Consider the following 23,085-nt stretch of genomic DNA (forward strand, 5'->3'; position numbering starts at 1 on the left):
CCTTCGGGACGATTTGCCGCAGTGGCGGTCAAGATTCGTTGCAGGCATTCATAGCCCCATTCAAAAAGCAGGAGTCATTCAATGGCCCATATCAGTGTTGAGCGTGCCCACAGCCTGGGCAAGGAAGTTGCCCGCGAGAAAGCCGACAAACTGGCGCAGAAACTGTCCGATCAATATGGCCTCGAGCCGCAGTGGGCGGGTGACACCCTGAACCTCAAGCGTTCGGGCGTGAAGGGCGCGGTGCATGTGGCCGAGGATTCGATCCGGGTCGACGTGGAACTGGGCCTGATGATGTCGGCCATGAGCGGCATGATCAAAGCCGAGATCGAAAAGGCGCTGGATAAAGCGCTGGTCTGATTTCTGCCTGAAATGAGATCCCCTGTGGGAGCGAGCTTGCTCCGGGCGGCGATCCGACGAATGCGTTGTATCAGCCGACATTTCCGTGACTGACACACCGCATTCGCGAGCAAGCTCGCTCCCACATTTGTTTTGTGGTGTGCCCACCTGTTTATGTCAGTTGTTAGGGTGCCGTTTCTAATTTTTCTCCCTACTTTGTGCCTGAGCCCGACACTCGTCAGGGCAGTTCCTCAAACCTTCTGCGCGTGAGGTGCACCATGGCCAAAGCTATTTTGAAGAAAAAAATCGACGCCTCGACTTCTGCCCTGAGCGACGTCAAATCCTATGCCCGCAAGATCTGGCTGGCAGGCCTGGGTGCCTACACCAAGGTCGGTCAGGAGGGCAGCGAATACTTTCAGGAGTTGATCAAGGCTGGTCAAACTGTTGAAAAGAAAGGCAAAAAAGCCGTCACCGAAAAACTCGAAGCGGCCAACGCCGAGATCGATGAAGCCAGGAGCGAAGTCAGCTCTTTCAAAGGCCGCGTCGAAGTTCAGCTCGACAAGGTCGAGAAGGCGTTCGACACGCGTGTCGCCAGTGCCTTGAATCGTATCGGCATTCCGTCTAAACATGACGTTGAGGCACTCTCTGCTAAGCTCGATGAGCTGACGGCATTGCTCGAACGCGTCGCGCGTAAATCTTAAGGAGAACGGGATGGCTGGTAAAAAGAACACCGATAAAGAAGGCAGCTCGTGGATCGGAAAAGTCGAAGACTATTCCCGCAAGATCTGGCTGGCTGGTTTAGGCGTGTACTCGAAGATCGACACTGACGGCAGCAAGCTCTTCGATACATTGGTCAAAGACGGCGAGAAAGCCGAGAAGCTCACCAAGGCTGCAGTCGGCAAGAAAGTCGATGCTGCCAAGGACACCGCGAGCTCGGCCAAATCGCGCATCAGCGGCGTGAAAGATCGCGCGCTGGGCACCTGGGATCAACTGGAAGGGGCTTTCGACAAGCGCCTGAACAGTGCGATTTCGCGCCTGGGCGTACCGAGCCGCAACGAGGTGAAGGATCTGCACAAGAAGGTCGATACCCTGACCAAGCAGATCGAGAAACTCACTGGCCTGAAAACCCAACCTGTCGCGGCCAAAACCGCAGCAGCCAAACCGGCGGCAAAACCTGCTGCCAAACCGTTGACTAAAGCTGCCGCCAAACCTGCAGCCAAGCCAGCGGCCAAAACTGCAGCAGCCAAGCCAGCAGCGAAAGCCGCGGCCAAACCGGTTGCCGCCAAGGCCGCCGCCAAACCTGCTGCAAAACCAGCGGCCAAGCCAGCAGCGAAAACCGCTGCCGCCAAACCCGCTGCCAAGCCTGCCGCCAAACCGGCTGCAGCGAAAAAACCTGCAGTGAAAAAACCGGCCGCACCGAAAGCCGCTGCGCCGAAAGCTGCTGCACCAAAACCTGTGACCACACCGCAAGCACTGGCCAGCACGTCGAACTCCGCCTCGGCTCCAACCCCGGCGCCTGTTTCGACTGTTGCATCGACTCCGTCGACGCCGACCAGTCAGTCCTGATATTCAGGGCACAAGAAAACGCCCGGCCTGTGAAGGTCGGGCGTTTTTGTTTGTGCGGTCACTCGTGATCTTCGAGATATTGCAAAGCCATCCGCTCCGTCGCCACCTTCACCGGTGGCAACAAATGCGGCGCCACCAGCATCATGATCTGGTAAACCACCAGCCTCACTTCCCCCTCGCGATCAAGAATCCGCTGATAGTCCAGCGAGAACAGCAGCGTCATGGTGATCTGTTCCACCAGTTGCCCCAGCGCCTGGGTATCGCTGACCAGTTGCCCCGAGGCCTTCAACCGCGCCAGCAATGAGGCCAGCGTGCGTTTCAGTACGTTGAGAAAGTTGCGAATGCCCTTGGCCAGTTTCGGCAGACGTCCGGCCAGGTTCGACAGGTCCTGGAACAGGAACCGGTACTGCGCCAGCCGCTCGACGATCAAATGCAGGAACAGCCAGTAATCCTCCGGTGCCAGTTCGACATCGGCGGGCGGGTCGAGCAGGGGCGCCAACTCGCTCTGAAAGCGCTCGAACAGCCCGAGGATCAGCGGCTCCTTGCCGTGGAAATGGTAGTAGAGGTTGCCGGGGCTGATCCCCATTTCATTGGCAACCTCCATGGTGGAGACGTTCGGCTCGCCCTTTTCGTTGAACAACTGCAGGGCACATTCGAGGATCCGTTCGCTTGTTTTCATCCAGTCTTCTTAAAGGGCGGTTGGGGCCGGTCAGCGCACGCGCACGTAAGTGCCGGGCGCCGCCTCCATCGGTGGATAGTTCGCGTTGCCAAGGGCCATCTGGGTTTCGCGCAGGGTGCCGGAGCGCTGCTGGACCCATTCCAGCCACTGCGGCCACCAGCTGCCGTCGACTTTTTTCGCGTCGTAGTACCAAGCGCGCGGGTCGCTGCTCAGCTTGCCGTTTTCGACGTAGTTGGCCTTGGGGTTGCTCGGCGGGTTGAGAATGCTCTGGACGTGGCCGCTGTTGGACAGCACGAAGCGCCGCTCGCCCCCCAGCAGCAGGGTCGAGCGATACACCGCGTCCCAGGGCGTGATGTGGTCGTTCATGCCGGCCACGCTGAAACTGTCGACCGTGACTTTCTGCAGGTCGATCGGTGTGCCGCAGACTTCCAGGCCGCCCGAATGAATCAACGGGTTGTGCTTGAAGAAGTCCAGCAGGTCGCCATGAAACGCGGCGGGCAGGCGGGTGCTGTCGTTGTTCCAGTAGAGGATGTCGAACGCCGGCGGCTCCTTGCCCAACAGGTAGTTGTTGACGAAGTAGCTCCAGATCAGATCGTTGGGGCGCATCCAGGCGAACACCCTGGCCATGTCGCGACCGTCCAGCACGCCTTTCTGATAGGAGCGGCGCTTGGCTGCTTCGAGAGTCTGTTCATCGGCGAAAAGCGTCGCCGGGGAGTCGATCTGACTGTCGAGCAGGCTCACCAGATAGGTCGCGCTGGAGACCCGCCGCAACTGCCGCTTGGCCTGCAAGTGCCCCTGCAACGCAGCGATGGTCAGCCCGCCGGCGCAGGCGCCCATCAGGTTGACTTCGCGGGCGCCGGTGATCGCCCGGCAGATGTTCATCGCTTCTTCCACGGCCTCGACGTAGGTCGACAGGCCCCATTCGCGATGACGCACGTCCGGGTTGCGCCAACTGATCATGAAGGTCTGCAAGCTGTTCTTCAGGGCGTACTGGACGAAGCTGTTGCTCGGGCTCAGGTCGAAAATGTAGTACTTGTTGATTTGCGGCGGCACCACCAGCAGCGGTTTCGAATACTGCTTTTCGCTCATCGGCTTGTACTGGATCAGCTCGAGCAGCTCGTTGCGAAACACCACCGAACCGGTGGTGGTGGCGACAGTCTTGCCGACTTCGAAAGCCTGTTTGGTCACCTGACGCGGCAGGCCGTCGTTGTGCAGCAGGTCATCGAACAGATGGCTCAGCCCGCGCACCAGACTGTGGCCGCCGGAGTTGAACAGCTCCTTGATCGCCAGTGGATTGAGCAACGTGTTGGAGGGCGCCACGGCGTCGTTGATCAGGGAAAAAGCGAAGTGCGCACGGGCGCGATCGTCGTCGCTCATGCTGCTTTCGTCGATCCAGCTCTTCACCTGCTTCTGCCAGCTCAGATAGGCCTGCAGGCCCCGACGGTAAAACGGGTTGAGGCTCCAGGCCGGATCGGCGAACCGGCTGTCATTGGGGTTGGTCGGATGCAGGGTTTCACCGAGCAGCACGCGTCCGAGCGCGCCACCGAGTTTCAACGCGTGCTTCGCGCTGTGAATGGGGTTGCGCAGACCATGGGCGGCTACGCTGCGCAACGTCGAAATCAGGTCGCGGCCTCGCAGGCCGGTCATTGCACTTTGTGCATTGATGAAAACGGCGGGACTGGGCACTACGCCCGTCGCGGGTTTGTCGCGCATGACTCAACACTCCTTCGTCTTCAGGTCAAAAACAAACACACCGAACCAGAACACCATAGACGCTGTTGCGGCTTGTTGCCTGCGCGGCGTCCTGCCACGCGTGTTGGAAAAGCTCTGCAAGGAGCTGTCCAGAAAACCGGACCGGGCCGGTTATCCGCCCAGCGGTGTCGGGTGGGGGTGCATCACTGCGCGAAGACGTTCCTCCTGGAGAAATTTCATGATGATCGGCGCCACGGCTTCGGCCCGGGTGATGAGGAACAGATGCCCGTCATCGATGATGTGCAATTGCGCGTTGGGGATGCGCCAGGCGAGCAGACGCATGTTGATCAGCGGGATCAGCGGATCGTCGTCACCGGCCAGCACCAGGGTTGGCTGGTGGATCTTGTGCAGCCAGTGAATGCTGGTCCAGCCAAGACCCGCGAACAGTTGCCAGTAGTAGCCGAGCTTGCCCGCCGAACGCACCTTGGCCGCATGGCTGGCAGCGAGCGTCGGGTCGCGACGGAACGAGCCGCCGTAGATCATCGGGGCAATGCGGATCACATGGGACGGCTGGATGTAGCGGCGCGGACTGGCCATCATCCACAGCACCTTCGGCTTGCCCGGCACCATCACCGCGCCTGCCGCCGTGGCGGCCAGTACCAGCTTCTTGCAGCGCTCGGGATAGTCATGGGCAAACTGCTGCGCCAGCGCGCCACCCCAGGACACGCCGATCACATTGACCTGGCCGTAGTCGAGGTAATCGAGCATCCGTGCCGTCAGCTTCGCCAGCCCCGGAAAGCGATACGGCCGGCTCGGCGTCGAAGAACCACCGACACCGGGCACGTCGAAAGCGATCACTTCCAGGTCCGGATCCAGCGCCGCGACAAAAGGAAACACCAGCTCCAGGTTGGCGCCGATGCCGTTGAAAATCAGCAAGGGCGTCAAGTGAGGCTTGCCGGGGCGTACGGCGGTCCGGAGGGTCTGGCCATCCAGCTCGACGGTACGGAAGATGAACGGTTGCGGCATGCTTCAGGGCCCTGTGGGTCAATCTCAATATCACCTCGTACCCCTTGTGGGAGCGGGCTTGCTCGCGAAGGCGTCGTGTCAGTCGCCATTGATGTTGGCTGATCAACCGCTTTCGCGAGCAAGCCCGCTCCCACAGGGGAGTGAGGTGCGTCAGTTACCGCTCGTGTACGTATGTGCCCGGCGAGGCTTCGCCTGCCGGGAACGCTTTGTTGCCCAGCTTTGTCGGCGCCTTTTTCAGTTCGCCCGAACGCGCCGCCTGCCAGGCCTGCCAGTGCAGCCACCAGGAGTCGGCGTGCTTGGTCGAGTTTTCCTGCCAGTCATCGGCATTGGCGGTCATTTCGTCGCTGGTCATGTAGCGCGATTTCGGGTTGCCCGGCGGGTTCAGAATGCTCTGGATATGCCCGCTGCTGGACAGCACGAATTCCACCTTGCCGCCAAACAGCTGCGCCGACTTGTAGCAGGACTTCCACGGGGTGATGTGGTCGTTGGTGCCGGCCAGCGAGAAGATGTCGGCCGTGACTTTCTTGAGGTCGATCGGCGTGCCGCACACTTCCAGTGCATCGGGGCGGGTCAGTGGGTTGTTTTTGAACATCTCGATCAGGTCGCCGTGGAACGCAGCCGGCAACCGGGTGGTGTCGTTGTTCCAGAACAGGATGTCGAACACCGGCGGCTCGTTGCCCAGCAGGTAGTTGTTGACCCAGTAGTTCCAGATCAGATCGTTGGGGCGCATCCAGGCGAAGACCTTGGCCATGTCTTTGCCTTCGAGCACGCCGGCCTGATACGAATGACGCTTGGCCATCTCCAGGGTCTGCTCGTCGACGAACAGGGCGACGTCACTGTCCAGGGTGGTGTCGAGCACGCTGACCAGCAGGGTCAGGGCATTGACCTTGTTTTCCCCGGTGGCGGCGTAGTGGCCGAGCAGGGCGGTGCAGGTGATACCGCCGGAGCAGGCGCCCAGCATGTTGACGTCCTTGCTGCCGGTGATCGCGGTGACCACGTCGACCGCTTCCTTCAGGGCTTCGATGTAGGTCGAGAGGCCCCACTCGCGCTGTTCCTTGGTCGGGTTGCGCCAGCTGACGATAAAGGTCTGCACATTGTTGCGCAGGCAGAAACGCGCCAGGCTCTTGTCCGGGCTCAAGTCGAATACGTAGAACTTGTTGATTTGCGGCGGCACCACCAGCAGCGGACGCTCGTGGACTTGCTCGGTGATCGGCTTGTACTGGATCAGCTCCAGCACGTCGTTGCGAAACACCACCGCGCCCTCGCTCACGCCCAGGGTCTTGCCGACCTCGAAGGCGCCCATGTTGACCTGGCTCGGCATGCCGCCGTTGTGCACCAGATCCTTGGCCAGATGCGAGAGGCCGTCGAGCAGGCTCTTGCCGCCGGTTTCGAAGAAGCGTTTGACCGCCGCCGGGTTGGCCGCGGTGTTGGTCGGCGCCATGGCTTCGGTCATCAGGTTGATCACGAAGTGGCCGCGCGCGATGTCCTTGGGCGAGAGGCTGCTGTCGTCGATCCAGGCATGGAGTTCCTTGCGCCACGCCAGATAGGTTTGCAGGTAACGTTTGTACAGCGGGTTCTGACTCCACGCCGGGTCGACAAAGCGACGGTCATCGCCTGCCGGTTGCAGTTCTGATTTGCCGAACAGCACGTTCTTCAGTTCGATGCCGAAATGAGTGACGTGTTTGACGCTATGGATCGGTTGTTTGATGGCCTGGGTCAGCACCATTCGAGCAGAGGCCAGCAGATCCTTTCCGCGAAGCCCAACGACAGGATTCAGCCCCAGGGTGTTTTCCGAGGCTTGGTACTTCAAATCATCGTTATTCTTGTTACTCATCTACGACGCTCCATTGTCCTGAGACGAGTACCCGGTTTCTGCTGTGCAGTTCCACAGCCAATGCCAGGTACTACTGCTCGGGTGACCGTTGATTCTGCATAGCTGCTTTACAGTCGTAGAGCACTGCAGGGAACTTGCCAGCTCCATTGGTTACCCGAGTTTAATTTTTTTCGCAAGCAGCCGATCCCGGGCCGCTTTAGCGGAGCATTCAAACAGATGAATTTAGAAAATGCCCTCTAAACAGTCCGAGGTGCGGACTAGAGCATCAGCTTGACGACGGACTCGTCCGGGTCGCGGGTTTTGCCGGCGGCTTTGAGCTCGGCCAGATAATCCGCCCAGAGTGCGTCATAACGTCGCCCCAGTTCATAGAGGTAATCCCAGGTGAACAGGCCGCTGTCGTGACCGTCGTCGAAGGTCAGTTTCAGTGCGTACTGACCGGCCGGTTCTACCTTGGTCAGGCCGACGTGCAGCTTGCCGAATTGCAGGATCGGTTTGCCGTGGCCCTGGACCTCGGCGGAAGGGGAATGCACGCGCAGGAATTCGGCGGGCAGGGTGTATTCCTCGCCGGACGCGTATTTGAGCGACAGGGTTTTCGAGGCTTTGTGCAGTTTGATGTCGGTGGGGAGTTGGGTCATCGCCGGCGTTCCGTCAGGTGGAAAAAATTGTGGGAGCCGATGGCTCCCACAGTTTCACGACCACTGTAAGTATGGCTTACAGGATATAACGGGACAGATCTTCGTTCTGCGCCAATTCACCCAGGTGGCTGTTGACGTACTCGGCGTCGATCAGGATCGCCTTGTCGTCGTGGGCGCTGGCCAGATCGCCGGCACTGAACGACACCTCTTCCAGCAGACGCTCGAGCAGCGTGTGCAGGCGACGGGCACCAATGTTCTCGGTCTTCTCGTTGACCTGCCAGGCGATCTCCGCCAGACGCTTGATGCCTTCAGGCTGGAACTGGATGTTCAGGCCTTCGGTCTTCAGCAGTGCGCAGTACTGCTCGGTGAGCGAGGCGTGCGGTTCGCTGAGGATGCGCTCGAAGTCTTCCGGGCTCAGGGCCTTGAGTTCGACGCGGATCGGCAGACGGCCTTGCAGCTCCGGCACCAGATCGCTCGGCTTGCTCAGGTGGAACGCACCGGAGGCGATGAACAGGATGTGGTCGGTCTTGACCATGCCCAGCTTGGTGTTGACGGTGCAGCCTTCGATCAGCGGCAGCAGGTCGCGCTGTACGCCTTCGCGGGAGACATCGGCGCCGCCGACATTGCCGCGCTTGGCGACCTTGTCGATTTCGTCGATGAACACGATGCCGTGCTGCTCGACCGCTTCCAGGGCCTTGGCCTTCAACTCTTCTTCGTTGACCAGGCGACCGGCTTCTTCATCGCGCACCAGCTTCAGCGCTTCCTTGACCTTGAGCTTGCGGGCCTTCTTCTTGCCCTTGCCCATGTTGGCGAACAGGGACTGCAGCTGGTTGGTCATCTCTTCCATGCCCGGAGGCGTGGCGATCTCGATGCCGGCCATTTCGGCGACTTCGATCTCGATTTCCTTGTCGTCCAGCTGACCTTCGCGCAGGCGCTTGCGGAACAGCTGACGAGTGTTGGAATCCTGGGTCGGCGCGTCTTCGTTGCCGAAGCCCATGCGTGCCGGCGGCAGCAGCGCGTCGAGGATACGATCCTCGGCAGCGTCTTCGGCGCGGTGGCGCACGCGGGTCATTTCCTGCTCGCGCAGCATCTTGATCGCGGCATCGGCCAGATCACGGATGATCGATTCGACGTCACGGCCGACGTAGCCGACTTCGGTGAACTTGGTCGCTTCGACCTTGATGAACGGCGCGTTGGCCAGTTTGGCCAGGCGACGGGCGATTTCGGTTTTACCGACACCGGTCGGGCCGATCATCAGGATGTTCTTCGGGGTCACTTCAACGCGCAGCTCTTCAGGCAGCTGCATGCGGCGCCAGCGGTTGCGCAGGGCAATCGCGACGGCGCGCTTGGCATCGTCCTGGCCGATGATATGGCGGTTGAGTTCGTGGACGATTTCGCGGGGAGTCATGGACATAATAATTGACGGTCCTCAAGCAGAAACAAGCCGTGGCACAGGGCCGCGTCAGGCTTATTCAGCGAGATCCTGCTCCTCAATGGTCTGGGTGTGGTTGGTGAATACACAGATGTCGCCGGCGATCCCGAGAGCGGTCTCGACGATTTCGCGGGCCGACAGGTCGGTCTTCTTCAGCAGGGCGCTGGCGGCGGCTTGCGCATAGGCGCCACCGGAACCCATGGCGATCAGGCCGTCTTCGGGTTCGACCACGTCACCGTTGCCGGTGATGATCAGGGAGGCGTCCTTGTTGGCGACCGCGAGCATCGCTTCGAGGCGGCTCAGGGAGCGGTCGGTGCGCCATTCTTTGGCGAGTTCGACGGCGGCGCGGATCAGGTGGCCCTGATGTTTCTCGAGCTGGCCTTCGAAACGTTCGAACAGGGTAAAGGCGTCGGCGGTGGCACCGGCGAAACCGGCGATGACCTGACCGTGGTACAGGCGACGAACTTTCTTCGCGTTGCCTTTCATCACGGTGTTGCCGAGAGAAACCTGGCCGTCGCCGCCCATGACGACTTTGCCGTGGCGGCGGACTGAAACGATGGTGGTCAAGGGAAGAGTCTCCACACTGCGGGGCGAAAATGCCTTATGCCCATTCATATGGGGGTGGTGGAGAGGATTTCAACTGCGGGGAGGGAGAGGGGACGAGCGGTGGTGTTGCGCTGATCCTCCCCACGCAGCGCGCGGGAAGGATCATTCAGGGGGAATCAGCGGCTCTGGCGTTGTTGTAACAACAGGTTGCTGAAACCGGCGCCCGCCAGTTGTTTCTGGGCGGTGGTCAGTTGTTCGCGGTTGCTGAACGGGCCGACCAGTACGCGGTACCAGGTTTCATCCTTTACCGTCCCTGACTCCACCGCGACCGCCTGGCCGAGCAGAATGATCTGCGCGCGGACCTTGTCGGCATCTGTCTGCTTGCGGAACGAGCCGGCCTGCAGGAAGAACTTGGTCACCGGCGCAGCCTTGGTCACCGGCGGCGCTGGCGGCGGGGTGATCCCGGCCAGTGCAGCCTGGGCGCGCGCGGTGTCGATCTTCGCCGCTTCCGCCGGGGTCACCGGCGTGGTCGGGATCGCTGGCACTTGTGGCGTCGGCAGGGTTTTCTCCGGCACGGCGTCAGGCGGCACGATCACTTCCGATTCCGGCAGCAGGGTGTAGAAGTCGTACTTCGGCTTCACCGGTTGCGTCGGGCTCGGCGGGGTCTTGTTGGCCTCGGCGATCTTGGTGGCTTTCTGTTGTTGCTGTTGCTCGACCTTCTCGCGCTTGACCGTGTCGCTGCCCTTGCCCGGCTCCAGTTTCATCAGGAACACGATGAACGCACCGACCGTCAGGCCGATGGCCATCCATAGCCAACCCGGGATCGGTTGCTTCGCAGGAGCTTGGTAACGGCTGGCGCCACGCTTGGGTGCAGGTTTTTTCTTGGCAGCCAACTTACATGCGCTCCAATGTTTCCAGGCCGAGCAGTTCCAGGCCTTGCTTGAGGGTACGGCCGGTCAGCGCGGCAAGGCGCAGACGGCTTTGCATTTGTGCCGGGGTCTCGGCGGCGAGGATCGGGCAGTGCTCGTAGAAACTGGAGAACAGGCCGGCCACGTCGTAAAGGTAGGTGCACAGGGTGTGTGGCGTGCCCTTTTCTGCAACGTTGTTCAGCACTTCGCCGAACTGCGCCAGTTTGGCTGCCAGATCGTGCTCCTGCGGCGCTTCGAGGACGATCTGGCCGTCGACTTCGCTGTAATCCTTGTCAAGCTTGCGGAACACGCCGGCCACCCGGGTGTAGGCGTACAGCAGGTACGGCGCGGTATTGCCTTCGAGGTTGAGCATCTGGTCGAAGTTGAAGCTGTAGTCGCTGGTGCGGTGCTTCGACAGGTCGGCGTACTTCACCGCGCCGATGCCCACAACCTTGGCGATGCTGCGCAGTTCGTCGTCGGCCAGTGTCGGGTTTTTCTCTTTTACCAATGCGTAGGCACGTTCCTGCGCTTCGGTCAGCAGATCGATCAGCTTCACGGTGCCGCCGTCACGGGTCTTGAACGGACGGCCGTCGGCGCCGTTCATGGTGCCGAAGCCCATGTGCTCCATTTCCATCGGATGGGTCACGAAACCGGCCTTGCGCGCCACGGCGAACACTTGCTGGAAGTGCAGGGCCTGACGCTGGTCGACGAAATACAGCGCACGGTCGGCCTTCAGTTTGCCGCTGCGGTAGCGCACGGCGGCCAGGTCGGTGGTGGCATACAGGTAGCCGCCGTCAGCCTTGACGATGATCACCGGCAGCGGCTCGCCTTCGGCGTTCTTGAATTCGTCGAGGAACACGCACTGGGCGCCGTTGCTTTCGACCAGCATGCCGGCGGCTTTCAGGTCGTTGACCACGTTGATCAGGTCGTCGTTGTAGGCGCTTTCGCCCATCACGTCGGCCATGGTCAGTTTGACGTTGAGCAGTTCGTAGATCTTCTGGCAGTGGGACAGCGAGATGTCCTTGAACTTGGTCCACAGCGCCAGGCATTCGGCATCGCCGGCCTGCAGCTTGACCACCAGGCCACGGGCGCGGTCGGCGAACTCCGGGGATTCGTCGAAGCGCTGCTTGGCGGCGCGGTAGAAGTTTTCCAGGTCCGACAGTTCGTCGCTGGTGATCGGGTTTTCCTGCAGGTACGCCATCAGCATGCCGAACTGGGTACCCCAGTCGCCGACGTGGTTCTGACGGATTACGGTATCGCCGAGGAATTCGAGCACCCGGGCCACACCGTCGCCGATGATGGTCGAGCGCAGGTGGCCGACGTGCATCTCTTTGGCCAGGTTCGGCGCCGACAGGTCGACCACGGTGCGTTGCGCCGGGCCGGCCTTGCGTACGCCAACGTGAGCGTCGGCCAGTGCCGCGTCGAGGCGCGAGGCCAGCGCCTGGGTGTTCTGGAAGAAATTGATGAAGCCTGGGCCGGCGATTTCGGCCTTGGTGACGTTCTCGTCAGCCGGCAGGGCGGCGATGATTTTTTCTGCCAGGTCGCGCGGCTTCATGCCCGCAGGCTTGGCCAGCATCATGGCGATGTTGCTGGCGAAATCGCCGTGGGTCTTGTCCCGGGCGTTTTCCACCTGGATCGCCGGCGTCAGGCCTTCAGGCAACACACCTTCGTTGACGAGTTGGGTGAGGGCTTGTTGGATCAGCTGGCGAATGGTGTCTTTCATGGTCTTCTCTTTCGACCGCAAGCGCGGCGGCGCATCGATGCGCGGGTGGAAAAACTGGGCATTATCCGTTGCGAAGACGGGCTTGCCAACCTTAGCAGGCAGGATGTGGATGTGTGGTGACAATTCGTCAGCCATCGCTGGCAAGCCTGCTCCCACAAGAACGGCGCAATTCCCCTGTGGGAGCTGGCTTGCCAGCGATAGCAATCGATCAATCAATACAAATCGACAGGGTCGACATCCAGCGACCAGCGCACCGCCCGGCCGCTCGGCATCTGCTCCAGCACCAGCAGCCAGCTCGCCAGCAACCGGTGCAGCGGCGCCCGGGCCGTGGCCTGCAACAGCAGTTGCGCGCGGAAGCGTCCGGCCCGGCGTTCCATCGGTGCCGGCACCGGCCCCAGCAGTTCGATGCCGCTCAGGTTCTGTTCGGCCAGCAAACGTTCGGCCTCGCTGCAGGCTTCATCGAGAAAACCTTCGGCCTGCCCCGGCTTGTGCGCTTCGGCGCGCAGCAGCGCCAGATGGGCGAATGGCGGCAGGCCGGCGGCGCGGCGTTCGCTGAGGGCCTGTTCGGCGAAGGCGAAGTAACCCTGCTCGGTCAGTTGCACCAATAAAGGATGGTCGGCCAGGTGGGTCTGGATGATCACCTTGCCCGGCTCCTCCGCACGCCCGGCGCGCCCGGCAACCTGCACGATCAGTTGCGCCATGCGCTCGCTGGCGCGGAAGTCACCGGAGAACAGCCCGCCGTCGGCATCAAGGATCGACACCAGGGTGACCCGGGGAAAGTGGTGACCCTTGGCCAGCATCTGGGTGCCGACCAGAATGCACGGCTGGCCTTTCTGAATGGTGGCGAACAACTGGTTCATCGCATCTTTGCGCGACGTGCTGTCGCGATCGACGCGCAGTACCGGGTAATCCGGGAACAGAATCGCCAGCCGTTCCTCGGCCCGTTCGGTGCCGGCGCCCACCGGCCGCAGATCGACCTTGTTGCACTTCGGGCACTGGCGCGGCACGCGCTCGACGTAACCACAGTGGTGGCAGCGCAGCTCGCCGTAGCGCTGATGCACGGTCATCCGCGCATCGCAGCGCTGGCACTCGGACATCCAGCCGCAATCGTGGCACAGCAGGGTCGGGGCAAATCCCCGACGGTTGAGGAACACCAGTACCTGCTGGCCGGCGGCGAGGGTCTGGCCGATGGCTTGCTGCATCGGTCCGGAAATGCCGCTGTCCAGTGGACGGCTTTTCACATCCAGACGCAGGAAACGTGGCTGTTTGGCGCCGCCGGCCCGTTCGTTCAGGCGCAGGAGTCCATACCGGCCGGTGTAGGCGTTGTGCAGACTTTCCAGCGAAGGCGTCGCGGAGCCGAGCACGATCGGGATGTTTTCCTGCCGTGCCCGCACCAGCGCCAGATCCCGTGCGTGGTAGCGCAGGCCTTCCTGCTGTTTATAGGAGCCGTCGTGTTCTTCGTCGATGATGATCAGCCCCGGATTTTTCATCGGGGTGAACAGCGCCGAGCGGGTGCCGATAATAATGTCGGCCTCGCCATCACGGGCAGCGAGCCAGGCATCGAGGCGATCGCGGTCATTGACCGCCGAGTGCAGCAGGGCGATGCGTGCGTTGAAGCGTTGTTCGAAGCGCGCCAGGGTCTGCGGGCCGAGGTTGATCTCCGGGATCAGTACCAGTGCCTGCTTGCCGGCCTCGAGGGTTTCGCGGATCAACTGCAAATAGACTTCGGTCTTGCCGCTGCCGGTGACCCCGGCCAGCAGGAACGCGTGATAACTGTCGAAACCGGCGCGAATCGCCTCGTACGCGGCGCGTTGCTCGCTGTTGAGCGGCAACTCCGGCTGGGCCAGCCAGTGTTCGTGGCGCGCGCCGGGGGCATGGCGGCGCACTTCGACCTGCACCAGATCCTTGGCCAGCAGCAGATCGAGGCTGTCCTTGCTCAGCATCAGTTTGCTCAGTAACTGATGGGCGACGCCATGAGGATGCTGGGCCAGCGTTGCCAGGGCTTCTCGCTGGCGCGGGGCGCGGGCGATGCGCGGGTCATCGAGGCTGGCACCGGGGGCGGCGGACCAGAAACGTTCCTGGCGCGCCTCGGCCAGTTCACCCTGACGCAGCAGCACCGGCAACGCCCAGCTCAAGGTGTCGCCGAGGCTGTGCTGGTAATACTGGGCGGTCCACAGGCACAGCTTGAACAGTGCCGGCGGCAGCGGTGGGGTGGCGTCGAGCAGCGCGAGCGCCGGTTTGAGCTTCTCCACCGGTACTTCGCTGGTGTCAGTGACTTCCACCAGAATCCCGATCATCTCCCGCCGCCCGAACGGCACCCGCAGGCGCATGCCCGGTTGCAACTGCGCACGCAGCACGCCGGCCGGGGCCCGATAGTCGAACAGGCGGCGCAGGGGCGAAGGCAGGGCGAGGCGCAGAATGGCGTCGGGCACGCGTGGGTTCTCATAGGCGGGGCGGTGAAGAAGGGCGGGAGCCTAGCAGACGGTCGGTCTAAGGGACAGCTTGCGCGATTGACATTGTCTGGTAGAATCCGCGGCCTAATTACGTGCGGTATTCAACAATCGTGTTGGATGGCGGCACGCCAGCTGAGGAAAACACCATGAAAGCCGATATCCACCCGAATTACCCAGAAGTTGCAGTAACTTGCAGCTGCGGCAACAAGTTCGAAACCCGTTCGACCTTCGGCAAAGCCCTGGCGATCGACGTTTGCAACGAGTGCCACCCGTTCTACACCGGTAAGCAGAAGACTCTGGACACCGGTGGTCGCGTTCAGAAGTTCGCCGACCGTTTCGGTGCTTTCGGCGCGAAGAAGGCCTAAGGCCCCTCATTCTGGAAAACCTCAGCGGCTTTTCCGGTCTGATGAAAAAGGCGTCCCTTGTGGGCGCCTTTTTTGTGTCCGCGATTTGGCTGTCCGGCGCCCAGGCGTTCTGCCCGAAGCCCTCGGGGCTGTCGAGCGTGGTGGTGCAGCGGGTTGTCGATGGCGACACGGTGCGCCTGAGTGACGGCCGCAGCGTACGCCTGATCGGCCTCAACACGCCTGAGCTGGGCAAGCAGGGGCGCAGCGACGAACCGTTTGCCGTGGCGGCGCGCAAACGCCTGGAAGCCTTGGTGGCCGACAGTGGCGGTCGGGTCGGTTTGCGCCTCGGTGCGCAAGCAAAAGACCATTACGGGCGTACGCTCGCCCATCTCTACAGCGTCAGCGGCGCCAGTCTCGAAGCGCAAATGCTCGCCGATGGCCTTGGATTCCAGGTCGCGGTGGCGCCGAATGTCGATCTTGTCGATTGTCAGCAAGCTGCCGAACGCAGCGCGCGGCAGGCCGGGCTTGGCCTGTGGAAGCGTTCGCCTGTACTGAAAGCGGAGCAGATCGAACGCTCGGGTTTCGCCATCGTCAGTGGTCGTGTGAGCAAGGTTCAGCGCAATCGTGGCGGAATCTGGATCGAGTTGCAGGACAAGCTTGTACTGCGCGTTGCACCCAATCTGCTGGAGCACTTCGCTGGCAGTTCCCTGCAAACGCTGAAGGGCAGGCAGATCGAGGCCCGGGGCTGGGTGGTCGACCGTTCACGACGGGGCGGATTGAAACCCGGTCAGGCTCGCTGGCTGTTGCCGCTGACCGACCCTTCGATGTTGCAATCGTCCCGCTGAAGAAAAAGTTGTAGACATTTTTTCTGTCGATTGTGAACAGTCTAACCCTTGTGCGCCGTGGCTCTTGGCCCAAAGTCGTAGGGCAGGGCGCTTGACAGGGGTGACCGGGCAGTCTTGTGGGGACTTTGCGAGGCGCGTATCCTCGCTGACCAGTCTGTCCAACAGTAAAAAGCGGAATGCCAAAATGTCTGATCTGAAAACTGCCGCTCTCGAATATCACGCCAATCCTCGTCCAGGAAAGCTGAGTGTCGAGCTCACCAAGGCCACTGCTACCGCCCGCGACCTGTCGCTGGCCTACAGCCCCGGCGTAGCTGAACCAGTGCGCGAGATCGCCCGCGATCCTGAACTGGCCTACAAGTACACCGGCAAGGGCAACCTGGTTGCAGTCATTTCCGATGGCACCGCGATTCTGGGCCTGGGTAACCTCGGCCCACTGGCTTCCAAGCCAGTGATGGAAGGTAAAGGCGTGCTGTTCAAGCGCTTCGCCGGCATCGACGTCTTCGACATCGAAGTCGACTCCGAAAGCCCGCAAGCCTTCATCGACACCGTAAAACGCATTTCCATCACCTTCGGTGGCATCAACCTGGAAGACATCAAGGCACCTGAGTGCTTTGAGATCGAGCGCGCTCTGATCGAGCAGTGCGACATTCCGGTATTCCACGATGACCAGCACGGCACCGCGATCGTGACCGCTGCGGGCATGATCAACGCCCTGGAAATCGCTGGCAAAACCCTCGGCGAAGCCAAGATCGTCTGCCTGGGCGCCGGCGCTGCCGCCATCTCCTGCATGAAACTGCTGGTGAGCATGGGCGCCAAGGTCGAGAACATCTTCATGATCGACCGTACCGGCGTGATCCATGCTGGCCGTGACGACCTGAACCAGTACAAGGCTGTGTTCGCCCACGCGACCGAGAAGCGCACCCTGGACGACGCCATCGAAGGCGCTGACGTATTCGTCGGCCTGTCGGGCCCGAACCTGCTGAGCGCCGAGCAACTCAAGCGCATGGCGGCCAACCCGATCGTCTTCGCCTGCTCCAACCCGGATCCGGAAATCTCCCCGGAACTGGCTCACGCCACCCGCAACGACGTGATCATGGCCACCGGCCGTTCGGACTACCCGAACCAGGTCAACAACGTGCTGGGCTTCCCGTTCATCTTCCGCGGTGCCCTGGACGTTCGCGCCAAGCGCATCAACGAAGAAATGAAGATCGCTGCCGCTAACGCCCTGCGTGAACTGGCCAAGCTGCCGGTTCCTCAGGAAGTCTGCGACGCCTACGGCGGTATCTCCCTGGAATTCGGTCGTGAGTACATCATTCCGAAGCCAATGGACAAGCGCCTGATCACCGTGATCTCCGACGCCGTGGCCAAGGCTGCGATCGAGACCGGCGTAGCGACCCTGCCGTATCCGAAGAACTACCCGCTGAAAAGCGTGGATGACGTGTTCAACGGCTAAGCCGTTGTAACGCTTCAAGCGAAAGCCCCGGCTCGTGAGAGTCGGGGCTTTTTTGTGCCTGTGAATTCTGTGTTGTCGGCGAAGGAGCCAGTCCATGCAATACAAATCTGGCAGACATAAAAAAGCCCCGCATTCTTTCGAAGGCGGGGCTTTTTTATGTCTGCGAATCAGAACAAATCGATCGGCGCCTGTTCATCCGCCGGCAGCGGGCTGCCCGGTGCCGTGCCGTTGCCGATCTCGTTGACCGACGGCGGCGTGTCTTCGGCCTTGAACAGCTCGAAGTAGGCGCCTGGGGTGCTCGGCGAGGCTGCGCGGCCGCTGACCGGATCTACCCGCAGGCTGAGGATGCCTTCCGGTTCCGGCTGGACATGCGGCGGCTTGTCCTTGAGCGCGGCGCTCATGTAGTTCATCCAGATCGGCAGCGCCACGGTGCCGCCGAACTCCCGGCGACCGAGGCTTTCCGGCTGGTCGAAACCGGTCCAGACCGTGGTCACGTAATCGGCGTTGTAACCGGAGAACCACGCATCCTTGGATTCGTTGGTAGTACCGGTTTTGCCCGCGATATCGCTGCGGCCCATGGCCAGTGCGCGACGCCCGGTGCCGAGCTTGATCACGTCCTGCAACATGCTGTTGAGGATATAGGTGGTGCGGCCATCGACGATGCGCTCGGCGACTGCCGGAGCCTGTGGCATTGCGGCGCTGCCCGGTGCTTCCCCCGGAACCGGTGCTGCGTCGACGGTGATCGGTTGGGTCGCCGGTGCCGCGATGCCGTCGGTGGCCGAGCCACCCTGTGGCACGGTCGGCGGGTTGGCGACGAACAGCGTGTCGCCATTGCGGCTTTCGATCTTGTCGATGATGTACGGGGTGATCTTGTAACCGCCGTTGGCGAAAGTGCTCCAGCCGGTGGCGATCTCCATCGGGGTCAGGGTCGCGGTGCCCAGCGCCAGGGACAGGTTTGGCGGCAGATCCTGCTTGTTGAAACCGAAGCGGGTGATGTAGTCGATGGTCTTGCCTACACCCATCGCCTGCAGCAGGCGGATCGAAACCAGGTTGCGCGACTTGTACAGCGCTTCGCGCAGGCGGATCGGGCCGAGGAAGGTGTTGGTGTCGTTCTTCGGACGCCAGACCTTGTCCAGATATTCGTCGACGAACACGATCGGCGCGTCGTTGACCAGCGTGGCAGCGGTGTAACCGTTATCCAGCGCGGCACTGTAGACGAATGGCTTGAAGCTCGAGCCCGGCTGACGCTTGGCCTGCATGGCACGGTTGTAGTTGCTCTGCTCGAAGGCGAAACCGCCGACCAGCGAGCGGATTGCACCGTTCTGCGGATCCAGCGACACCAGCGCGCCCTGGGCCTGCGGAATCTGGCTGAACTTCAGCGAATTGTTCGGCTGGCGCTGTACGCGCACCAGGTCGCCGACCTGCGCGACATCCGATGGCTGACGCGGCGCGGCGCCCATGCTGTTGGTATTGAGGAACGGACGGGCCCATTTCATGGTGTCCCACGCCACATGTTCTTCACCGGTACGGGTCAGCACTTGCAGGCCGTTCTTGTCGACCTGGGTGACGATGGCCGGTTCGAGGCTGCTGATGGTGCGTTGCTTGGTCAGCTCGACGGCCCAGGCTTCACGGGTCTTGCCCGGCAGGCGCGACTCAGGACCACGGTAGCCGTGACGCTGGTCGTAGGTCATCAGGCCTTCGTGCAGCGCGGTGTTGGCCATTTCCTGCAGGTTGCTCGGCACCGTGGTAGTGACGCGGAAACCTTCGGTATAGGCGTCGCTGCCGTAACGGCCGACCATTTCGGCACGGGCCATCTCGGCGATGTACGGTGCGTTCACTTCCGGGGTCGGCACGTGGTAGCTGGCGTTCAGCGGCTCGTTGATGGCGGCGGTGTAGTCGGCTTCGGTGATCTTGCCGAGCTTGTACATGCGCCCGAGGATCCAGTCGCGACGCTCCTTACTGCGCGCCGGGTTGGCCAGCGGGTTGAAGCGCGACGGGGCCTTCGGCAGGCCGGCGATCATTGCCATCTGCGCCAGGCTGACTTCACGGATCGACTTGCCGTAATACACCTGCGCCGCCGCCTCGATGCCGTAGGCGCGGTTGCCCAGATAAATCTTGTTCACGTACAGCTCGAGGATCTCGTCCTTGGTCAGCTGACGCTCGATCTGCAGGGCCAGGAGGATTTCCGTGGTCTTGCGCGAGAAGCTGCGTTCGCTGGTCAGGAAGAAGTTCTTCGCCACCTGCATAGTGATGGTGCTGCCGCCGGACTGGATGTGCCCGCTCTTGACCAGTTGGGTCGCGGCACGCATCAGGCTGCTCGGATCGACGCCATAGTGGTTGGCGAAGTTGTCGTCTTCAGCACTTAGTAACGCATTGATGAAATTGGGGGGAATGTCGGCGAAACGGATCGGAGTACGGCGCATTTCGCCAAATTCTGCGATCAACTTGTTGTCGCTGCTGTACACCCGGAGCGGAATCTGCAACTGAATGCTTCTCAGCGCCTCCACAGATGGCAAACCCGGACTAAGGTAAAGAAACGCGCCGCTGAGAACTAAAAGCAGTCCGCAGAAAACGGCGACGATGGACCAACCGAAGAATTTCAGCAGACGAATCAAGGCTTTTGGACATCCAGGGCAAAGAATGAATTGGGCGACAGGGTTCCGGGAACACACAGAACGGCCCGCGCCGGCAGTAAAAAGCGGAAAAAATCGCTGGGCATTATAAGCACTTTTCCGCTGGGGGCGTCATTTGCGCTTCTGTCAAGACGGGGCGAGGGAACGCAATGCGCATTACAGAGTCCGTAACTCACGGAAAGTCATAGGGAATTGGTAGTGCTAGGACTCTTCAATAAAAAGACCAATACGTTGCTGGGGATCGATATCAGCTCCACTTCGGTGAAGCTGCTGGAGCTGAGCCGTCAGGGCGAGCGCTACCGGGTCGAGGCGTACGCGGTGGAGCCGTTGCCGGCCAATGCCGTGGTCGAGAAGAACATCGCCGAACTCGAAGGCGTCGGGCATGCCCTGTCCCGGGTGCTGGCCAAGGCGCGCACCGGGCTCAAGAGCGTGGCGGTGGCGGTGGCCGGGTCGGCGGTGATCACCAAGGTCATCGAAATGGACGCCGGGCTGTCCGACGACGAGCTGGAAAACCAGCTCAAGATCGAAGCCGACCAATACATTCCCTACCCGCTGGACGAAGTCGCCATCGACTTCGAAGTCCAGGGCGTTTCGCCGCGCAATCCCGAGCGGGTCAACGTGCTGCTGGCCGCCTGTCGCAAAGAAAACGTTGAAGTCCGTGAGGCGGCCCTGGCCCTTGCCGGCCTGACGGCGCGGGTGGTGGATGTCGAGGCTTATGCGCTGGAACGCTCGTTCGGCCTGCTGGCCACGCAACTGGCGGCCTCGCAGGAGCGCCTGACCGTGGCGGTGGTCGATATCGGCGCGACCATGACCACCCTCAGCGTCCTGCACAACGGGCGGATCATTTACACCCGCGAGCAATTGTTCGGCGGGCGCCAGCTGACCGAGGAAATCCAGCGCCGTTATGGCCTGACCCTCGAACAGGCCGGGCTGGCCAAGAAGCAGGGTGGCCTGCCGGACGATTATGTCGGCGAGGTCCTGCAGCCGTTTCGCGAAGCGCTGGTGCAACAGGTGTCGCGTTCCCTGCAATTTTTCTTTGCTTCCGGCCAGTACAACGCGGTCGATCACATTCTGCTGGCCGGTGGCACGGCCTCTGTACCGGGGCTGGACCGGCTGATCGAAGAGCGCCTCGGCACCCCGACCCAGGTCGCCAATCCGTTTTCCGACATGGCCTTGAGCAGCAAGGTCAACGCCGGGGCGCTGGCCAGTGATGCGCCGGCCCTGATGATTGCCTGCGGGCTCGCGCTCAGGAGTTTCGACTGATGGCGCGGATCAACCTTCTCCCCTGGCGCGAGGAGCGCCGCGAAGAACGGCGCAAACGCTTTCTGCTGACCCTGACCGGTGTGGTGGTCGGTTCGGTCGGTGCGGTGTTCATTGCCGCTCAGATATTCAGCACGGCCATCGAACATCAGCAGGCTCGCAACGATTACATCGGCAAGCAGATCGCTGTGGTCGATGAGCGGATCAAGCAGATCAGCGAACTCAAGGCGCGCCGCCAGCAACTGGTGGAGCGCATGCGCATCATCCAGGACCTGCAGGGCAACCGGCAGGTCAGCGGGCGGATCTTCGATCAACTCGCACGCACGCTGCCCGACGGCGTCTATTTCACCAGCGTGAAGATGGTCGGCAAGACCCTGTCGATCAGCGGTGCGGCGGAATCGAACAACCGGGTCTCCGACCTGATGCGCAATCTTGAGGCGTCCGACTGGTTCGATGCGCCGACCCTGAACGAGGTCAAGGCAACCACGGCGGGGCAACTGGATCAGGCCAACGTGTTCCAGTTGACCGTCCATCAGACCCGGCCGAAAAACCTGGAGGACGATCAATGAAACCGTCCGAATGGCTGGCCAGCCTGCGCAATATCGACTTCAACGACCTGGATACCAGCAACATCGGCTCCTGGCCCCCGGCCGTGAAAGGCCTGGCCGGGGCGCTGCTGATGATTCTGGTGCTGGCCCTGGGCTACAACTTTTTCGTCAGTGACATGGAGAGCGAGCTCGAAACCAAACGCACGGAAGAGGCCACGCTCAAGGAGCAGTTCTCCAGCAAGGCGCACATGGCGGCCAATCTGGAGCTGTACACCCAGCAGATGAAGGAGATGGAGAACTCGTTCGGCGTGCTGTTGCGGCAATTGCCCAGTGACACGGAAGTGCCGGGATTGCTGGAGGACATCACGCGCACCGGTCTGGGCAGCGGTCTTGAATTCGAGGAAATCAAGCTGTTGCCGGAGGTGACGCAGCAGTTCTACATCGAATTGCCGATCCAGATCACCGTCACGGGCGCCTATCACGACCTCGCCACCTTCGTCAGCGGCGTGGCCGGTTTACCGCGGATCGTCACGCTGCACGACTTCGAGTTGGCGCCGGCCAACCCGGAAGGCGGGACCAAGTTGCGCATGAGCATCCTCGCCAAGACGTACCGCTACAACGACAAGGGGCTGCAAAAATGAGCCCGATCCGCTTTCTTCTGTTGTCGGCATTGATGCTGGGGCTGAGCGGTTGCGGCGGCAACGACTTCGGCGATCTCGACGCCTACATGAATGAAGTGCGTCTGCGGCCGCCGGGCAAGATCGAGCCGACGCCGACCTTTCGTTCCTACCCGACGTTCACCTACAGCGCGTCCAACCTGCGAAGTCCGTTCTCGCGTCAGGTGCGCGTCGATCTGGCCGGGCAGCAGCACGGCTCGCGCAACGTCAAGCCGGACCCGACCCGGGTCAAGCAATACCTCGAAGGTTTCAACATCGAGCAGTTCGAGATGGTCGGCACGATTTCCAATGCCTCCGGTTCATTTGCGCTGCTGCGCGGGGCGGGCGGGGTGCACCGGCTGAAAGTCGGCGATTACCTGGGGCGCAACGACGGACGCATCGTCGCGATCAGCGCGTCCCAGGTCGATGTGGTCGAAATCGTTCCCGATGGCGAAGGCGCCTGGCTGGAGCGGCCGCGCACCATTCCTTTGAAAGAGCACTCATAGTGGAAGTCGA

At 61.7% G+C, this 23,085-nt stretch carries 21 protein-coding genes; 10 read left to right on the plus strand and 11 right to left on the minus strand.

Annotated features, from left to right (window positions below):
* The first annotated feature begins 81 nt into the window (after positions 1-81).
* The 3 genes from CAG02_RS16295 (at position 82) to CAG02_RS16305 (ending at position 1,902) form a co-directional block, all read left to right on the plus strand.
* On the plus strand, positions 82-357 hold the full coding sequence (locus CAG02_RS16295) for a polyhydroxyalkanoic acid system family protein (protein WP_085711042.1): 276 nt from the start codon (positions 82-84) through the stop codon (positions 355-357).
* A 257-nt stretch (positions 358-614) separates the two neighbouring features.
* Positions 615-1,037: a phasin family protein gene (locus CAG02_RS16300; RefSeq protein ID WP_085711043.1), complete on the plus strand. Its 423-nt coding sequence runs from the start codon at positions 615-617 to the stop codon at positions 1,035-1,037.
* 10 nt (positions 1,038-1,047) lie between these two features.
* On the plus strand, positions 1,048-1,902 hold the full coding sequence (locus tag CAG02_RS16305; protein WP_085711044.1) for a phasin family protein: 855 nt from the start codon (positions 1,048-1,050) through the stop codon (positions 1,900-1,902).
* Between the two features lie 58 nt (positions 1,903-1,960).
* Here the strand turns inward: CAG02_RS16305 and CAG02_RS16310 are convergent, their stop codons facing one another.
* The 10 genes from CAG02_RS16310 to CAG02_RS16355 form a co-directional block, all read right to left on the minus strand.
* A complete protein-coding gene (locus CAG02_RS16310; RefSeq protein WP_085711045.1) occupies positions 1,961-2,581 on the minus strand; it encodes a TetR/AcrR family transcriptional regulator in 621 nt (206 codons plus the stop codon).
* A gap of 30 nt (positions 2,582-2,611) precedes the next feature.
* Positions 2,612-4,294, minus strand: coding sequence for a class II poly(R)-hydroxyalkanoic acid synthase (gene phaC / locus CAG02_RS16315; protein ID WP_085711046.1), 1,683 nt, complete (start codon positions 4,292-4,294; stop codon positions 2,612-2,614).
* A gap of 150 nt (positions 4,295-4,444) precedes the next feature.
* Complete coding sequence (phaZ, locus tag CAG02_RS16320) at positions 4,445-5,299, minus strand: poly(3-hydroxyalkanoate) depolymerase (protein WP_065259455.1); 855 nt, start codon at positions 5,297-5,299, stop codon at positions 4,445-4,447.
* 154 nt (positions 5,300-5,453) lie between these two features.
* Entirely contained in the window at positions 5,454-7,133 is a 1,680-nt protein-coding gene (gene phaC / locus CAG02_RS16325; protein WP_085711047.1) for a class II poly(R)-hydroxyalkanoic acid synthase, read from the minus strand.
* Between the two features lie 257 nt (positions 7,134-7,390).
* Positions 7,391-7,768, minus strand: a complete 378-nt coding sequence (locus tag CAG02_RS16330; protein WP_085711048.1) for a gamma-butyrobetaine hydroxylase-like domain-containing protein — start codon at positions 7,766-7,768, stop codon at positions 7,391-7,393.
* A 76-nt stretch (positions 7,769-7,844) separates the two neighbouring features.
* Positions 7,845-9,182 carry an ATP-dependent protease ATPase subunit HslU gene (hslU, locus tag CAG02_RS16335; protein ID WP_085711049.1) on the minus strand — a complete coding sequence of 446 codons (1,338 nt, stop codon included), beginning with the start codon at positions 9,180-9,182 and terminating at the stop codon, positions 7,845-7,847.
* 54 nt (positions 9,183-9,236) lie between these two features.
* Positions 9,237-9,767, minus strand: coding sequence for an ATP-dependent protease subunit HslV (hslV, locus tag CAG02_RS16340; RefSeq protein WP_007968352.1), 531 nt, complete (start codon positions 9,765-9,767; stop codon positions 9,237-9,239).
* Between the two features lie 155 nt (positions 9,768-9,922).
* Positions 9,923-10,639: an SPOR domain-containing protein gene (locus tag CAG02_RS16345; protein ID WP_085711050.1), complete on the minus strand. Its 717-nt coding sequence runs from the start codon at positions 10,637-10,639 to the stop codon at positions 9,923-9,925.
* A 1-nt stretch (position 10,640) separates the two neighbouring features.
* On the minus strand, positions 10,641-12,377 hold the full coding sequence (gene argS, locus CAG02_RS16350) for an arginine--tRNA ligase (protein ID WP_085711292.1): 1,737 nt from the start codon (positions 12,375-12,377) through the stop codon (positions 10,641-10,643).
* A 212-nt stretch (positions 12,378-12,589) separates the two neighbouring features.
* Positions 12,590-14,809: a primosomal protein N' gene (locus CAG02_RS16355; protein ID WP_085711051.1), complete on the minus strand. Its 2,220-nt coding sequence runs from the start codon at positions 14,807-14,809 to the stop codon at positions 12,590-12,592.
* 167 nt (positions 14,810-14,976) lie between these two features.
* Between CAG02_RS16355 and rpmE the strand changes: the two genes are divergently transcribed.
* The 3 genes from rpmE (at position 14,977) to CAG02_RS16370 (ending at position 17,472) form a co-directional block, all read left to right on the plus strand.
* Positions 14,977-15,195, plus strand: coding sequence for a 50S ribosomal protein L31 (gene rpmE / locus CAG02_RS16360; protein ID WP_007952398.1), 219 nt, complete (start codon positions 14,977-14,979; stop codon positions 15,193-15,195).
* 41 nt (positions 15,196-15,236) lie between these two features.
* Positions 15,237-16,019 carry a thermonuclease family protein gene (locus CAG02_RS16365; protein ID WP_085711052.1) on the plus strand — a complete coding sequence of 261 codons (783 nt, stop codon included), beginning with the start codon at positions 15,237-15,239 and terminating at the stop codon, positions 16,017-16,019.
* A gap of 184 nt (positions 16,020-16,203) precedes the next feature.
* Positions 16,204-17,472, plus strand: a complete 1,269-nt coding sequence (locus tag CAG02_RS16370; protein WP_085711053.1) for a malic enzyme-like NAD(P)-binding protein — start codon at positions 16,204-16,206, stop codon at positions 17,470-17,472.
* 167 nt (positions 17,473-17,639) lie between these two features.
* Here CAG02_RS16370 and CAG02_RS16375 read toward each other — a convergent pair whose 3' ends face one another.
* Positions 17,640-20,084, minus strand: a complete 2,445-nt coding sequence (locus tag CAG02_RS16375; protein WP_371856502.1) for a penicillin-binding protein 1A — start codon at positions 20,082-20,084, stop codon at positions 17,640-17,642.
* Positions 20,085-20,303: 219 nt separating this feature from the next.
* On the opposite strand from CAG02_RS16375, the gene CAG02_RS16380 reads away from it, so the two are divergent.
* The 4 genes from CAG02_RS16380 to CAG02_RS16395 are packed head-to-tail and all read left to right on the plus strand — an operon-like array spanning position 20,304 to position 23,075.
* Complete coding sequence (locus CAG02_RS16380) at positions 20,304-21,368, plus strand: pilus assembly protein PilM (RefSeq protein WP_085711055.1); 1,065 nt, start codon at positions 20,304-20,306, stop codon at positions 21,366-21,368.
* Positions 21,368-21,934, plus strand: coding sequence for a PilN domain-containing protein (locus CAG02_RS16385; RefSeq protein ID WP_085711056.1), 567 nt, complete (start codon positions 21,368-21,370; stop codon positions 21,932-21,934). Before CAG02_RS16380 ends, CAG02_RS16385 begins: the two co-directional genes overlap by 1 nt.
* Positions 21,931-22,554: a type 4a pilus biogenesis protein PilO gene (gene pilO / locus CAG02_RS16390; protein ID WP_085711057.1), complete on the plus strand. Its 624-nt coding sequence runs from the start codon at positions 21,931-21,933 to the stop codon at positions 22,552-22,554. Before CAG02_RS16385 ends, pilO begins: the two co-directional genes overlap by 4 nt.
* The gene (locus tag CAG02_RS16395) at positions 22,551-23,075 is read left to right on the plus strand and encodes a pilus assembly protein PilP (protein WP_085711058.1); all 525 of its coding nucleotides are present in this window, start codon (positions 22,551-22,553) and stop codon (positions 23,073-23,075) included. Before pilO ends, CAG02_RS16395 begins: the two co-directional genes overlap by 4 nt.
* The last annotated feature ends 10 nt before the right edge of the window (positions 23,076-23,085 follow it).

Origin of the sequence: Pseudomonas sp. R43(2017) (assembly GCF_002112345.1) — a bacterium.
Taxonomy (GTDB): domain Bacteria; phylum Pseudomonadota; class Gammaproteobacteria; order Pseudomonadales; family Pseudomonadaceae; genus Aquipseudomonas; species Aquipseudomonas kribbensis.